The sequence below is a fragment of the Parasphingopyxis lamellibrachiae genome, assembly GCF_003385775.1.
GTDB lineage: Bacteria > Pseudomonadota > Alphaproteobacteria > Sphingomonadales > Sphingomonadaceae > Parasphingopyxis > Parasphingopyxis lamellibrachiae.
Window position 1 is genome coordinate 924,509 of the sequence record NZ_QRDP01000004.1, and the last position, 13,311, is coordinate 937,819.

General features: G+C 62.1%; 15 protein-coding genes. 5 read left to right on the forward strand and 10 right to left on the reverse strand.

Annotated elements, in window-relative coordinates:
* The first annotated feature begins 35 nt into the window (after positions 1 to 35).
* A complete protein-coding gene (locus tag DFR46_RS04620; protein ID WP_116237150.1) occupies positions 36 to 896 on the forward strand; it encodes a methyltransferase domain-containing protein in 861 nt (286 codons plus the stop codon).
* 9 nt (positions 897 to 905) lie between these two features.
* Here the strand turns inward: DFR46_RS04620 and DFR46_RS04625 are convergent, their stop codons facing one another.
* Positions 906 to 1,310: a (deoxy)nucleoside triphosphate pyrophosphohydrolase gene (locus DFR46_RS04625; protein WP_116235384.1), complete on the reverse strand. Its 405-nt coding sequence runs from the start codon at positions 1,308 to 1,310 to the stop codon at positions 906 to 908.
* Positions 1,311 to 1,384: 74 nt separating this feature from the next.
* Here DFR46_RS04625 and DFR46_RS04630 point away from each other — a divergent pair, with 74 nt between their 5' ends.
* Together DFR46_RS04630 and DFR46_RS04635 are read left to right on the forward strand one after the other, a co-directional pair.
* A complete protein-coding gene (locus DFR46_RS04630; protein ID WP_116235385.1) occupies positions 1,385 to 1,564 on the forward strand; it encodes a Flp family type IVb pilin in 180 nt (59 codons plus the stop codon).
* A gap of 145 nt (positions 1,565 to 1,709) precedes the next feature.
* Positions 1,710 to 1,871: a Flp family type IVb pilin gene (locus tag DFR46_RS04635; RefSeq protein WP_116235386.1), complete on the forward strand. Its 162-nt coding sequence runs from the start codon at positions 1,710 to 1,712 to the stop codon at positions 1,869 to 1,871.
* Between the two features lie 77 nt (positions 1,872 to 1,948).
* Here DFR46_RS04635 and DFR46_RS04640 read toward each other — a convergent pair whose 3' ends face one another.
* The 5 genes from DFR46_RS04640 to DFR46_RS14775 form a co-directional block, all read right to left on the reverse strand.
* A complete protein-coding gene (locus DFR46_RS04640; RefSeq protein WP_116237151.1) occupies positions 1,949 to 3,415 on the reverse strand; it encodes a M48 family metalloprotease in 1,467 nt (488 codons plus the stop codon).
* Between the two features lie 80 nt (positions 3,416 to 3,495).
* Positions 3,496 to 4,440, reverse strand: coding sequence for an acetyl-CoA carboxylase carboxyltransferase subunit alpha (locus DFR46_RS04645; protein ID WP_116235387.1), 945 nt, complete (start codon positions 4,438 to 4,440; stop codon positions 3,496 to 3,498).
* Between the two features lie 10 nt (positions 4,441 to 4,450).
* Positions 4,451 to 5,305 carry a tyrosine-type recombinase/integrase gene (locus DFR46_RS04650; RefSeq protein WP_116237152.1) on the reverse strand — a complete coding sequence of 285 codons (855 nt, stop codon included), beginning with the start codon at positions 5,303 to 5,305 and terminating at the stop codon, positions 4,451 to 4,453.
* Positions 5,306 to 5,375: 70 nt separating this feature from the next.
* Entirely contained in the window at positions 5,376 to 7,199 is a 1,824-nt protein-coding gene (locus tag DFR46_RS04655; protein WP_147297616.1) for a hypothetical protein, read from the reverse strand.
* Entirely contained in the window at positions 7,180 to 7,317 is a 138-nt protein-coding gene (locus DFR46_RS14775; protein WP_162843394.1) for a hypothetical protein, read from the reverse strand. Before DFR46_RS14775 ends, DFR46_RS04655 begins: the two co-directional genes overlap by 20 nt.
* A gap of 80 nt (positions 7,318 to 7,397) precedes the next feature.
* Between DFR46_RS14775 and DFR46_RS04660 the strand changes: the two genes are divergently transcribed.
* Together DFR46_RS04660 and aroB are read left to right on the forward strand one after the other, a co-directional pair.
* Complete coding sequence (locus DFR46_RS04660; RefSeq protein WP_116235389.1) at positions 7,398 to 7,955, forward strand: shikimate kinase; 558 nt, start codon at positions 7,398 to 7,400, stop codon at positions 7,953 to 7,955.
* Positions 7,952 to 9,052, forward strand: coding sequence for a 3-dehydroquinate synthase (gene aroB / locus DFR46_RS04665; protein ID WP_116235390.1), 1,101 nt, complete (start codon positions 7,952 to 7,954; stop codon positions 9,050 to 9,052). Before DFR46_RS04660 ends, aroB begins: the two co-directional genes overlap by 4 nt.
* A 3-nt stretch (positions 9,053 to 9,055) precedes the next feature.
* On the opposite strand, the gene DFR46_RS04670 is transcribed toward aroB, so the two are convergent.
* From DFR46_RS04670 to radA, 4 genes are all read right to left on the reverse strand, one after another.
* Positions 9,056 to 10,873 carry a cation:proton antiporter domain-containing protein gene (locus DFR46_RS04670; RefSeq protein ID WP_116235391.1) on the reverse strand — a complete coding sequence of 606 codons (1,818 nt, stop codon included), beginning with the start codon at positions 10,871 to 10,873 and terminating at the stop codon, positions 9,056 to 9,058.
* Positions 10,873 to 11,304 (reverse strand): iron-sulfur cluster assembly scaffold protein, encoded by a 432-nt coding sequence (locus tag DFR46_RS04675; RefSeq protein WP_116235392.1) that lies wholly within the window; start codon positions 11,302 to 11,304, stop codon positions 10,873 to 10,875. Before DFR46_RS04675 ends, DFR46_RS04670 begins: the two co-directional genes overlap by 1 nt.
* Before the next feature lie 67 nt (positions 11,305 to 11,371).
* Positions 11,372 to 11,899 carry a CvpA family protein gene (locus DFR46_RS04680; RefSeq protein ID WP_116235393.1) on the reverse strand — a complete coding sequence of 176 codons (528 nt, stop codon included), beginning with the start codon at positions 11,897 to 11,899 and terminating at the stop codon, positions 11,372 to 11,374.
* A gap of 9 nt (positions 11,900 to 11,908) precedes the next feature.
* Entirely contained in the window at positions 11,909 to 13,282 is a 1,374-nt protein-coding gene (gene radA, locus DFR46_RS04685; RefSeq protein ID WP_116235394.1) for a DNA repair protein RadA, read from the reverse strand.
* Between the last annotated feature and the right edge of the window lie 29 nt (positions 13,283 to 13,311).

Genomic DNA, 13,311 nt, shown 5'->3' on the forward strand with positions numbered 1-13,311 from the left:
TGTCCCGCAACGCGCAGCCGGGCACAAGCCCGCTCATGGAAACCGTACCTGACGTCCAGGACACGCCGTTCAACCGCGCGCGCCGAAGGCTTCGGAGAGACCGGGCCTCGCAGGGCTGGGCGGCGCATGGCTTTCTGCAGGCGCATATGGCCGCCGAACTGGTCGAGCGGCTGCACGGCGTGCAGCGGGAATTTTCCCGCGCGCTCATCCTTGGCTTTGCCGGCGATGCCCTCCCTACCGCGCTGCAGGCAATGCAGATCGATGTCGTGACGGCCGATCCCGGCTTCGCGCTGGCCCGCGCCGCTGGCGGCGTTCAGTGCGACGAAGACCGACTGCCCTTTGCCGATGCCAGTTTCGATCTCGTGATTGCAGTGGGCACGCTCGATACCGTCAACGATCTTCCCGGCGCACTTCGGCTGGTCCGGCAGTCGCTGAAACCCGATGGCCTGTTTCTTGGCGCTTTTCTCGGGTCGGGCAGCCTGCCGGTCCTGCGCAAGGCGATGTACCTGGCGGATCAGACGATGGGGGCCGCCGCGCCGCGCCTTCATCCGCAGATCGATATCCGCGCCGCCGGCGACCTTCTCGGCCGGGCGGGTTTCGCCCTGCAGGTAGCCGACGGCGAGTCGCTACAGGTCCGTTATCCTGGCCTTTCGGGGCTCGTTGCCGATCTGCGCGGATCGGCCAATGCCAGCCTTTTGGGTGCGCCCGCGCTCTCGCGAGCGGCTCTGACAGCGGCCCATGCCGCCTTCGATGCGGAGTGGATCGACGGGAAAACGGCAGAGAGCTTTGAAATCGTCTATCTGACGGGCTGGGCCCCGGCGCCGGACCAACCCAGGCCGGCGGCCCGTGGCAGCGGCACCGTATCGCTCGCGGACGCGCTGAAGCCGCCCAGCTAATGTCAAAACCTAGATCAGGGCTTCGAGCAATCCGATCAGCGGCCTGTCTGCGGGCGGCATGTCCAGCGCATAGAGTTCGCGCGGATACACCCATCTGAGTTCGGGCGCTTCAAGCGGTTGCACAACCCCTTTCCATTTGCGGCAAACATAAAGCAGCAACAGCAGATGCACATCGCCCAGCGGCTCACTGGCGAAGCAGGCCGGCGCCAGGCAGGACTCGTGCGTTTCAATACCCAATTCTTCCTTGAGCTCCCGGATCAAGGCGGCTTCCGGCGTCTCCCCCGCTTCGCACTTGCCGCCGGGGAACTCCCACAACCCGGCCATCGCGCGCTCCACGGGGCGTTTTTGGACAAGCAGCCGGCCATCCCGATCGACAAGCGCAGCGGCAGAAACAGTCAGAAATGATGTATTCATGGGCAAGGTTATCACTTTCTTAAACCGAAAATGCGAGTGGCTTCCGGGGGTATGGAAATTTGGGATATGCTGCCATGAAAAACTTGATTAGAAACATTTTACACGATGAACGCGGCGCAACGGCGGTCGAATATGGCCTGATCGTTTCGCTGATCGTTATCTCCATGGTTGGCGCCTTGGCCGTTCTGGGCAATTCGACCACCACTATGTGGAACGATGTTTCGAACGAGGTTTCGGCCAGCAATAGCCGCTAGACAGCGTGCCAAGCCTGCAAGTTGGTAAATTTTGCCGCAAGCCTTGGCTTTAAGAGTTTCGCAAGATCTGCCGTTTACAAGCCCTAATCGTCAATTCGGTAAACTTTGGATTGGCGGGGTATTTGGAACCTTAAGGAGACCAGAAATGAAGAATTTTGTAAAAATGCTGAAAGACAGCAAGGGCGCCACTGCAATTGAGTATGGCCTTATCGCCGCTCTTATTGCTGTTGCAGCCATCACTGCAATGAGCACGCTGGGCAACACGCTTGGCAACACGTTCAACAACGTTTCGGATGAAATGAGCTAAGTCTCACTTCACGGAAATTGGGAAACGGGCGGCGAAGCAATTCGCCGCCCGTTTTCTTTTGGGCATCGCAGACGCCGCTACCGGCCATATACTACGATCTTGACCCGCTGCCCGGCACGCAAGGCGTTGCCCGATCCCAGAGCATTCAACACGCGAAACCGCTCCTCCCGATAGTCGCGATAAGCCATTCTCGACGCCAATCCGCTGATGGTGTCGCCGGAGCGCACCGTCACCACATCGATAACGCGTGGGCGAATCGCCGCGGCCTCCGCGCTAGAAAGCCGCGATACGGAGTTCAGCATCGAACCGAACGGGCCGATTCCCTGGCCTGCGCGCGTCACCGTGAGGAAATGATATTTCCGGTTCCCGCCAAAATCATAGGCCGTAACCGTGACATCAACCTGGTTCGATCCGCTGGCAACGCGTGCCGTAGCCTGACCCACAGGCAGGCCGTTGATCCGCGCAGTCCTGACATTGCCATAGTTGATCTGCTGATTGTTGCCGGCAAGCCGGCGGAATACGCCGTCGATATAAGTTGCGAGATTACCTGAATCCGTCCCGCCGCTGAATTGCGCCTGGCCGTTGGAACCGGTTACGACAACGGCGGTCGATCCGTTCTGCATCGTGTAGCCCTGCGGCACCGTGAACTGCAGGCGCAGATCCGGGTGACGGAAGGTGTTGCCATCGACAATGCCCTGGCTCGGATCGTCATCGTAGAGCATACCGTCAATCGCATTCAGGAAGGCATCGCGATCGCGGGTTCCCGCCCCGGGAACGGCGCCGCGCTCCGTGGCCTCGGCACGGGCTCGCGCAACACGCTGGGCCGGATCGGGATGGGTGCTCGCCCATTCTGGCAGCGATCGCGCATTGCGCCCTGAGGCACTGGCATCAAGACGGGTCTGTGCGGCAAGCGAGCTCAGCATGTCGGCCGCTGCAAAGGGATCGTAACCCGCCCTGGTGAGATAGGTAATGCCAAGTTCGTCCGCCTGATATTCCTGTTGCCTGGAATAGCGCAATGTATAAAGCTGGGCGGCCTGCCCAGCGAGATTCGCGATATCGCCGCTGCCGGTCAAAAGGCCGAGGCCCAGCGCCAATAGCTGGCCAATCGTGTTCCGGCTGCTGCGCTGCGAGGAATGGCGCGCCGCGACATGGCCGACCTCATGCCCCATAACCGAAGCAAGCTCGGCCTCGCTGTTCATTAGCCCAACCAGATTGCGGGTTATGTAAACATAGCCGCCGGGCAGCGCGAAGGCGTTGTTAACCGGGGAATTCAAGAGGCTGATGGTAAAATCATTCTGGGCATCGGAAAGCCCGGACTGGATGGAAATCCGTTGTCCGACCCGGACGACATAGTCCGACTGGCGGCCCGAATAGACATCGCCGAATTGCTGCAGAAGCTGGGCATGGGCCTGCGCGCCCTGTTGCCGTTCCTGCTGCGAAATCGCTTCGCCGGGTGCGGGGCCAGAGCCCGGCAAGGGCAAGCCTGCACAGCTGCTCGTTACGGCAACGGTTGAGAGTAAAAGCGCAATTCGAAGTTTCACCATCAGGCCCTCCATCAGAACGGATATTGGGGAAACAACTACGGAACCGGGCGGTTCGTTCCGTTGATATCCGAAAGCGCCCTCTATTTCCCCATATCGAGAAATTTGGCGCGGCGTTTCAGCCGGATTTTTTCGCCCGAAACACCGGCAAGTTTCCCCAGTTCATCGCTAATCGCCTTTCCCAGCGCTGCGATCGCCGCATCGGGCTCCCGATGAGCACCGCCAACCGGTTCGGCCACGACCCTGTCGATCACGCCCAGCTTTTTCAGCTCGGGCGCACTGATCCTCATCGCTTCGGCCGCATCGGCCGCCTTGTCCGCCGTGCGCCACAGGATGGATGCACAGCCTTCCGGCGAAATAACCGAGTAAATGGCATGTTCGAACATCAGCACGGTATTTGCGCTCGAAAGCGCAATCGCACCGCCCGAACCTCCCTCGCCCACGATCGCCGCAACAATCGGCACCTTGAGCTGCAGACAGGTTTCGGTGGACCGGGCGATCGCTTCGGCCTGGGCGCGTTCTTCGGCTTGAATTCCCGGAAAAGCCCCCGGTGTATCGACCAGCGTAACGACCGGCAGGCCGAACCGGTCGGCCAGCTTCATCAGGCGGATCGCCTTGCGATAGCCTTCGGGCTTGGCCATGCCGAAATTATGTCTGAGGCGGCTTTCCGTATTGTCGCCCTTTTCATGCCCCATCACCAGAACGCGGCGGCCGTGGATGCGCCCGAATCCGCCAATAATCGCAAGGTCGTCGGAAAAGCCCCTGTCACCGGCTAACGGCATGAAATCCTCGACGAAACCGGCGACATAGTCCTTGAAATGTGGCCGATCTGGATGCCTTGCGACCTGGGTTTTTTGCCAGGGGGTCAACCGCTCATAGGTGTCGCGTAACATCTTTTCCGATTTCGCCTCGAGGCGCTTCACTTCGCCATCGATATTGAGCGAACCGGAATCGGCCGTCGTCCGCAGTTCGGCCACGCGGGCCTGCAAGTCGGCAATGGGTTTTTCGAAATCAAGATAATGCTGCATGGTCGCGCGGTTAAGCCTCCCGGTTGGCCGCGTCAACGAGGGGATGACGGGCATTGACGAGCGCAACGAGCCGCGCACTGTCGACATGAGTGTATATCTGCGTGGTCGCAATATCAGCATGACCGAGCAGGGTTTGCAATGTCCTGAGATCCGCGCCGCCTTCCAGCAGATGCGTGGCGAAAGCATGACGCAGGACATGCGGGCTGACCCGACCGGGCGGAACGCCTGCCTTTGCAGCCAGCTCCTTAACCAGCTGGTAGAGCCGAATTCGGCTCAGATGCGATTTACGGGACGGGAAGAGCCAGCGGGTATCGTCCGGAATATGGTCGCGCCAGCGGTCGACGGCATCCTGTGCGCGATCCGATATCGGCACGAGCCGTTCGCGCCCGCCTTTACCCGTCAAAATCAAAAAAGGAGCCCCGCGCCGGATCGATGCCTTGGGGAGCGCAACCAGCTCGCTGGCCCGCATACCCGACCCGTAAAGCAGCTCGACAAGCGCCGCCATCCGAAAAGCCAGCGGCTTTTGCGTCGCGACCTCCCGATCAAGCGTCTCGAATATCCGCCCGATATCGGCATGGCTCAGCGTTTTGGGGAGAGAACGACCGCTCCCCGGCCGCGGCAAGGCCGCAGAGGGATCATCTTCCCGCAGGCCTTCATCGGCCAGAAATCCGAAAAAACGGCGCAGTGCAGCGGATTTGCGTGCAACGGTCGAGCGCGCCAGCGCCCGCCATTCCGCCCCCACTTTCTCCAGGTCAGCGCGCTGGGCGGTCGCAAGTTTTCCTTCGAGCACCGACGATGCTCCGCGCAAATCGGCCTCATAGGCGCTCAGCGTGTTGCGCGCCGCTCCGGCATCGGCAGCGAGCATTTCCAGGAAGCGGGCAATCAGGCGGGCATCTTCTCCGGATGGCTGGGCGATGCGATCTCCGGCCACCGGTTCAGGCGCGCGTAACGGCTTCGGCGGCAATCATCCTGGCTTCGGGTTCCCGTCCGGCCAGCCGGTAAGCCCGCACGATATGATAGAGATGGCGCGGCGGAATACCGGACCAGCTGTCGGCTTGCATGCCGATCGCCGAGATCAGCGCGACGAGACCGACGCGCTGCCCCCGTGCCACGCGCTCGAGCTGGCGGGACCAGATATCCTCTTCGTCGATATTCAGGCCGAATGCGCGATCCGCGTCGCCGATCTCATCGGCATTGAGCAGCCCGAGTCCGGCCAGCGCAGCAGCCAGCAACCGGGCGCGGTGGCGGCCGGCCGCCCCTGCTTCTCCGGCATAATCTTCCAGGCGGGCAAACGAGATCCCGACAACCGGTTGCGGCGCGCCCACGGCGAGCAGAGCCCAGGCATCGCCGCTCTCGTCGTCATCGACAACCGATGCCCAGCGCGCGGCCTGCAAATCGAGGCCAATCGCCATCATCGCAGCGATCAGATCTTGCGCGGCGCCGGCATGATCTCCCACCGGCCGAATTCGCGCCGCCGCCCGGGCAGTCAGGATCAGGCCCGCATAACGGCCATCGACACCATCTTCTTCGGTCCAGAGCGTTTGCATGGCAGCGATGCGTTCGCCCTCGTCCGGCTCGACATAAGCCGTTCGGAGAATATCGGTGGTGGAGCCCGGAATGGCCGTCGGATCGAGCTGCGCCAACAGGGCGCTGTACATCGAAACAAGCGCCTGATTGGAAAGCACGCCCATCACAGTCGCGGTACGTGCCGGCGCTATTCGGGCCGCCAGATCGATGGTAGGCGTCCGCGCCCGCCATGCCGCTACCTGCCGGCCTGCGGTCGCATAGACGGTATCGGGGATTTCCGCGCCAGTGGCGTTGGCGATACCGAATCGCCACGCATTGAGTTGTTCGACGCCCGCCCAGTCGATCGGGATCGCGCTCGAACTGCCGCCGGCATTCACCGCCCGATCTCCGAGCCGCACGTCGAAACCGTTGGTCAGCCCCGCATCGCGGATCCCGGCCATTTGCGTTGTCGCACGTGCGCTTTCGCCGCCGAGCCCGGCGCAAATCGCGTCCGCCATTATCCAAGCCGGAGATTCCGCGCTGCGCCTGGCTCCCGTAACCAGCGGACAGAATCCCGCCGGATCGACAGCAGCGAGGCTGGTCTGCATTGCAACCGCGTACAGCTTCGGCGTGTGGCGATCACTATCGACGCGCTGCACGAGCATGCGCGCTCCATCGACCTCCCCCATCCTGAGCAGCAGCCAGGCCCGTTCGGCTATCCAGTCCGGCGCCACAACCCCATTGGGTGTCGGCACATGGCTGAGTAGCGCCCGGCGCAGGCTGATATGCATCCATCGCGAGGGGCCCGGCGCATCCAGTTCGCGCATCAGGCGCGAAATATACCGGCCGTCGGCTCCGGCAAATGCCTCTTCGCCATAACCGCCATTGCCCGGCGTCAGCGGCCCGACCAGCGCAAGCGAGCGGCGCGCCTGAGGCGGCAGTTCATATTCGGGCGGGATATCCTCGAATTCCAGGCTGCCGATATCGAACTCGTCAATATCGCCTTCACCCTGCAGGACGGCTTCGCGGTCGGGCGACGGCGAGACCGGGGCCGACGGCGTGGGACCTGCCGGCGCCGATGGTGTCGGAGCAGGGGGCGGAGGCGGCGGGGCCGGCGTGGGCGCGACCGGATCGCCGAACCCCTCCGGCAAAAGGGATTCAGGCGCATCCTGGCCAAAGGCCGGCACGATCAGCGCATAGACGCTGACGCCGACACCCAATGCCATCAGCGATTTAGTTTTCCAGAACTTCATCGGCCACCGGTTCTTCGACAAGCTGGGGTTCGACCTCGGTGTCGATTGTGGAGAGATAATAGACGAAGATCATCAAACCCAGCAAAAATAGGAGAAAAATCCAAAGCGAGCGCGACATATCCGTGAGTTACCTTATGATGACCAGCTCTTTTTTGAGCTTTTGATACGACCAAGCAGACAGTTTATACCCCTATTCCCATGACGCCTAGCCCATCCCCGAATTCGTCGCCTACAGCGATAAAATCCCATATCGACAAGCCCATAGTGCTTGTCGGCCTGATGGGTGTCGGCAAATCGACGATCGGCCGGCGGCTGGCAAGCAGGCTTGGCATGCCATTCGTCGATTCGGATGACGAGATCGAAGCCGCCGCGGGGATGAAGGTTGGCGAGCTGTTCGAACATTATGGCGAGGATTATTTCCGCGACGGCGAGCGCCGGGTTATCGCCCGCCTGATAGAAGGGCCGCCGAAGGTCATCGCCACCGGCGGCGGCGCTTTCGTTCAGGAAGAAACGCGCGAGCTGGTCCTCAAAGTCGCGACAGCTGTGTGGCTCAACGCCGACATAGATGTTCTGGCGGAACGGGTGTCACGGCGCGATACCCGCCCCCTTGTTCGGGATTTAGACCCCAAGATGGTGCTGACCGAACTCGCCGAAAAGCGTAATCCTTTCTATTCACAGGCCCCGATCCATGTACAGAGCGGAGACGGCGCGCATGATGAAACCGTCGACCGCATATTGGAGGCCTTGGCTAAATGACCACCGTCCCTGTCGAGCTGGGCACACGCAGCTATGACATCGAGATTGCAGACGGGCTTCTGGACCGTGCAATGAATGTTCTTGCGCCATTTGTGACACGCGAACGCATGGTTGTCGTTACCGACGAGGCTGTCGCCAAGCGCCAGCTGCCTCGCCTCAAAGCCAGCGTGGACGCCGCCGGGATCACCATTCACCCTATCGTTCTGCCTGCGGGCGAAGGAACGAAAAGCTGGGCCCAGCTCGAAATGCTGACGGACCAGCTCCTGCAACTCGGTATAGAGCGCGGTGATCATGTCGTGGCGCTGGGTGGCGGCGTCATCGGCGATCTCACGGGTTTCGCTGCAGCTATCCTCAAACGCGGCTGCGGGTTTGTCCAGATACCCACCACTTTGCTGGCGCAGGTCGACAGCTCGGTCGGCGGAAAAACCGCTATCAACAGCAGGGCCGGCAAGAATCTGGTCGGCGCCTTTCATCAACCATCCCTTGTCCTGATTGATCCGTCCGTTCTCGATACCCTGCCGCCACGCGAATTGCGCGCGGGCTATGCGGAAACGGTCAAATACGGCCTGATCGACGATGCTGATTTTTTCCGTTGGTGTGAAACCCATGGCGCTGATGTGCTCGCCGGCGAGCGCGCGGCACAGATCGAGGCGATAGAGCGTAGCGTTTCTGCCAAGGCACGCATTGTCGGAGAGGATGAAACGGAGCGCAGCGGCCGGCGCGCCCTGCTCAATCTTGGGCATACATTCGGCCATGCTCTTGAAGCCGAAACCGGATTTTCCGATGCCCTCCTGCATGGCGAGGCCGTCGCTGCCGGAATCGTTCTCGCTTTCCGCTACTCCGCGCATAAGGGGCTATGCAGCGAGGACGATGCGCAGCGTGTATCCACGCATTTCGAAGCTGCCGGGCTGCCTCACGGCCTGTCCAGTGCCGGTGTTCGCGCCGATGGCAAGCGGCTCGGCGCCCATATGATGCATGACAAGAAGATGGAGGGCGGCACCCTTCCCTTCCTTCTGGCGCGCGGGATCGGCGAGACCTTTCTCGCCCGCGATGTCGATCTGGAAGATGTAGCCGCGTTCCTGAACAGCGCCGACTAAGCCCTAGTCGCCCGGCTTGTCCGCGCCGTCGAAATCGAGCGAGTCCGCAGCGCCAAAGCTCATTTCCGATCCCGCATGCAGGCTCCCTTCGGCGCTTTGCATGGCCAGGCGGGTGCAATCGCGTTTGCGATACTCTTCCTCGACCCGATCGATCAGGCTCTCGTCCAGATCGACAAGCTCCATCGCCTTGCGCGCCATGGCAATCGCCGATTCAAGAACTTCCCTGAAAACTCCGTCGAGCTGGCCTTGTTCCAGACCGAGAAGATGGCGACGATCGAAAACCCGCGCGAGGATTTTGACGTTCGGAAAGGCCATCCGGACCGCGTCCAGCCTGTGGTTGTCCAGGTCCGTGCCGTCGTTGCAGAACAGGATTGCGCTGGCATGTTCGGCACCTGCCTCGCGCAACAGATCGACGCGCAGTCCGTCCCCGAAATAGACTTTGCGTCCAAATTCACCTGACAGGTCGATCTGGTCGGGCTTGGAATCGATCAGGGTCACGGGGATATTGGCCCCTGTCAGCATCTGCGCGACCGTCTGGCCGAAACGCCCATGTCCCACAACAATTGCCCCGGGTGTCGGAGCATCTTCGGGGCCTTCCATGTCATCGCGGGCGGATGCCCGAACACCGCCGAAACGCTTGGCAAGGGCCATGAGGAAAGGTGTCGTGGCCATGGACAGGGTGACGACAGCACCGAACAGGCTCGACGCGGCATCGGTCACCAGCAGCGCGCGTTCGGCTTCGGTAAACAGGACAAAGGCAAACTCACCGCCCTGACTGAGCAGCAGGCCGAGCACGAAAGCCGCCCGTGCCCTGACACCGAAAGCCATCGCCAGACCGAAAATGATTGCGACTTTTGTGACAACCAGCGCTGCCGCCATCCCGATCACGAATAGCGGCTGTGCAAGCACGACATCGACATCGAGCATCATGCCGACAGCCAGGAAGAACAGACCCAGCAGGATGGATCGGAACGGATCGACATCCGCTTCGAGTTCGTGGCGATAGGGCGAGTCCGCGAGCATGACGCCGGCGACAAAGGCGCCGAGCGCCATGGACAGGCCAAGCGAATCCATGAGTGCGGCGGCGGCGAAGACGGTGAACAGGCCGGTTACGATGAACAGTTCGCGCTCTGCAAAGCGGCCGACCAGCGCCAATAGGGGATTGAGAATGTAACGCCCCGCAACGACGAGCCCGACAATCGCCGCAACCGCATAGATGGCGAGGAGCCAGCCTGGCGGCGCACCGGGATCGGCAGGTGCGCGAGACAGAACCGCCACCACGGTCAGCAGCGGCACGATCGACAGATCCTGAAACAGCAGGACCGAAAAGGCGCGCTCACCCAGCGGCGTATTGAGCCGGCCTTCAGACTGGAGCAGCGGCAGGACCTGTGCCGTCGATGAAAGGCCGAGCGGCAACCCGATGGCGAGAGCGGCGGCGATGGTGAGGTTCGTCCCCAGCAGGACCAGTCCGGTCACAGCCAACCCGCACAGGACAACCTGGGAAAGACCCAGCCCGAATATGTCGCGCCGCAGCCTCCAGAGCCGGGCCGGTGCAAGCTCGAGCCCGACAAGGAACAGGAGGAGCACGATTCCGATCTCGGCCACCGAGAGTATTGATTCGCCGCGACCCACCAGCGCCAGGCCGAACGGACCGATCGCAATCCCGGCGATCAGATAGCCGAGAACCGCGCCGAGACCGAGGCGTCGGAACAGCAGGACAAAGCCGAGCGATGCCCCCAGGAGGATGAAACCGTCGAACATCAGTTCGCCGGTGATGCCATGGCCGCCGCCAAGTTCTTCGGCGGCTTTTTCGGCCGCCATCAGACTGAAACCCGGGCTTGCGCGGCCGCCTCGGCCACTGCCTCGAAGGCCAGCCGGATTGAAGCGTGGCGTGCCTTGTGCGGAATGGCGGGAGCGAAAATTTCCAGCCCCGGCCAGCCGCCCGGATCGCTGCGCCGGCTTGCGAGAAAATCGGTCAGAGCATCGCGTGCATCGGATAGTTCGGCAAGCGTCCGACCGATCGCATGGCGAGCCATCAGGGAGGCGGAAGCCTGTCCGAGAGCACAGGCGCGTACCTCCTGCCCCAGTACTGCGACCCGCCCGTCCGGCCCCATTTCGAGATCCACAGTCACGCGGCTGCCGCAGACAGGCGAACGCTTTTCGACGCTGGCATGGGGCGACGGGAGCCGCACCTGATGCGGAATCTCTACCGCGAGGCGCAGGATCTCAGCGTTGTAGAGTGCTGCGGACATGAGCCTGATTTAATCGGTTCGGGAATAAATACCAGTGAAGCGGTTATTTGCGAACGAACTGGAAGATTCACTCTGCCGCTGCCGGTTCGCCGGCGTCCCCCGCTTCGCGCCGCATCTCGACGAAATCGATAATTGCCCGGCCGCTGGCGTTGAGCAGCGGGAAAGTCCGCGAGTCCAACATCCAGTCCGGTCGCTCGGCATCTCCTCCATAGGCGATATCGGTCGCCAGATTGGCGAGCAGGAAGAGCAAGGTGATCGCGATCAGCCCTTTGACGGCTCCGAACCCGAAGCCGAGGATCCTGTCGAACGACCCGACCAGCGATTCGCGGACGCCGATGCCCAGTTTACGCCCAATGAAGCGGCTGACGAAAAACACGCCGCCAAAGAGCAGCGCGAAGGCGAGGATCGGCGCCGCGCCGTCGTCCCCGACTATGCCCGCGAGGAACTCTGTAACCGAGCCGTGAAAAACGCGCAGCGCGATAACGCCGAATACCCAGGAAAGCAGCGTCAGCACTTCATAGGTGAAACCGCGCATACCGCCGCGGATCGCGCCGCCGACCACAAGAATCAGAACAATAGCATCAAGCGCAGTCATGCCAGCGCGCTAAGCGCGGCCCAGCAAATGGTCAACCAGTGCGCGCAGGGCGGAAAAGCCCTCGAGCGCCATACCGCTTTCCCGGCTCTCGACGGAAGCCGGCAGCAACGCTTTGGAAAAGCCGAGTTTCGATGCTTCCCGGAGTCTCAGCCCGGCATGCGAGACGGTGCGCACTTCGCCCGACAGGGATATTTCTCCGAACGCCACGGTGTCGGCGGCAATCGGTTGTTCGGACAGGGCCGAAATGAGCGCAGCGGCAACCGCAACATCGGCCGCCGGATCGACGACCCGGTAGCCGCCGGCAACGTTCAGATAGACCTCCGATGTCGCGAAACTCAGCCCGCACCGCGCCTCCAGCACCGCAAGGATCATCGCGAGACGCCCTGAATCCCAGCCGACGACCGCACGGCGCGGTGTCGCGCCGCTGGCGAGGCGCACCACCAGCGCCTGTATCTCCACCAGTACCGGCCTTGTGCCTTCCAGCGCCGGGAAGACCACCGCACCGCTGACATCCTCCTTGCGGCTTGTCAGGAACAGGCTGGAGGGATTGGCGACCTCTTCCAGTCCTTGCTCAGCCATCGCGAACACGCCGATCTCGTCGGTACCGCCGAACCGGTTCTTGATCGCCCGCAAAATCCGGTATTGGTGGCTGCGCTCGCCTTCGAAGCTGAGCACGGTATCGACCATGTGCTCGAGCACGCGCGGCCCCGCGATCGCGCCGTCCTTGGTGACATGGCCGACAAGCACCACCGCCGTTCCCCGCTCTTTGGCAAAACGGATCAGCTCCTGTGCGGATGCCCGCACCTGACTCACTGTGCCCGGCGCACCCTCGATCAGGTCGCTGTGCATCGTCTGGATTGAATCGATAATCAGCAGAGCGGGCGGTTTGTCGGCGCCGAGCGTCGTCAGGATATCGCGCACAGAGGTTGCTGCGGCGAGCTTCATCGGCGCATCGCCAAGCCCCAATCGCCGGGCACGCAGGCGGATCTGGTCGGCCGCCTCCTCGCCCGAGATATAGGTGACGTCATGGCCCGTTTTCGCGACAATCGCGCAGGCCTGGAGCAGCAGCGTCGACTTGCCGATGCCCGGATCGCCGCCGAGCAAAGTAGCAGAGCCTTCCACAAGTCCGCCGCCCAGGGCCCGGTCGAGTTCCGCAATGCCCGTTTGAATACGATCCGGCAGCGCAATATCGGCATCCAGCTCGACAAGCGAAACCGCTTTCCCGCCGGATTGCAGGTTATGCTTGGCCTGAAATGGCGTCACGACGCCACCCATATCCTCGACCAGCGTGTTCCATTCCTTGCAGTCCGCGCACTGGCCCTGCCATTTCGAGGCAACCGACCCGCAGGATTGGCAGACATATCGTTTCTGGGGCTTTGCCATGGCGCATCCTAACGAGAACAAAAGGGGAA

What these genes read in the sequence shown, in the direction of transcription:
- radA (WP_116235394.1), bottom strand. Translation starts at nt 13,282, where the DNA reads ATGGCAAAGCCCCAGAAACGATATGTCTGCCAATCCTGCGGGTCGGTT.
- DFR46_RS04640 (WP_116237151.1), bottom strand. Translation starts at nt 3,415, where the DNA reads ATGGTGAAACTTCGAATTGCGCTTTTACTCTCAACCGTTGCCGTAACG.
- DFR46_RS04630 (WP_116235385.1), top strand. Translation starts at nt 1,385, where the DNA reads ATGAAAAACTTGATTAGAAACATTTTACACGATGAACGCGGCGCAACG.
- DFR46_RS04670 (WP_116235391.1), bottom strand. Translation starts at nt 10,873, where the DNA reads ATGGCGGCCGAAAAAGCCGCCGAAGAACTTGGCGGCGGCCATGGCATC.
- DFR46_RS04650 (WP_116237152.1), bottom strand. Translation starts at nt 5,305, where the DNA reads ATGCTCGCTGCCGATGCCGGAGCGGCGCGCAACACGCTGAGCGCCTAT.
- DFR46_RS04620 (WP_116237150.1), top strand. Translation starts at nt 36, where the DNA reads ATGGAAACCGTACCTGACGTCCAGGACACGCCGTTCAACCGCGCGCGC.
- DFR46_RS14775 (WP_162843394.1), bottom strand. Translation starts at nt 7,317, where the DNA reads ATGTCGCGCTCGCTTTGGATTTTTCTCCTATTTTTGCTGGGTTTGATG.
- DFR46_RS04645 (WP_116235387.1), bottom strand. Translation starts at nt 4,440, where the DNA reads ATGCAGCATTATCTTGATTTCGAAAAACCCATTGCCGACTTGCAGGCC.
- aroB (WP_116235390.1), top strand. Translation starts at nt 7,952, where the DNA reads ATGACCACCGTCCCTGTCGAGCTGGGCACACGCAGCTATGACATCGAG.
- DFR46_RS04635 (WP_116235386.1), top strand. Translation starts at nt 1,710, where the DNA reads ATGAAGAATTTTGTAAAAATGCTGAAAGACAGCAAGGGCGCCACTGCA.
- DFR46_RS04625 (WP_116235384.1), bottom strand. Translation starts at nt 1,310, where the DNA reads ATGAATACATCATTTCTGACTGTTTCTGCCGCTGCGCTTGTCGATCGG.
- DFR46_RS04675 (WP_116235392.1), bottom strand. Translation starts at nt 11,304, where the DNA reads ATGTCCGCAGCACTCTACAACGCTGAGATCCTGCGCCTCGCGGTAGAG.
- DFR46_RS04660 (WP_116235389.1), top strand. Translation starts at nt 7,398, where the DNA reads ATGACGCCTAGCCCATCCCCGAATTCGTCGCCTACAGCGATAAAATCC.
- DFR46_RS04680 (WP_116235393.1), bottom strand. Translation starts at nt 11,899, where the DNA reads ATGACTGCGCTTGATGCTATTGTTCTGATTCTTGTGGTCGGCGGCGCG.
- DFR46_RS04655 (WP_147297616.1), bottom strand. Translation starts at nt 7,199, where the DNA reads ATGAAGTTCTGGAAAACTAAATCGCTGATGGCATTGGGTGTCGGCGTC.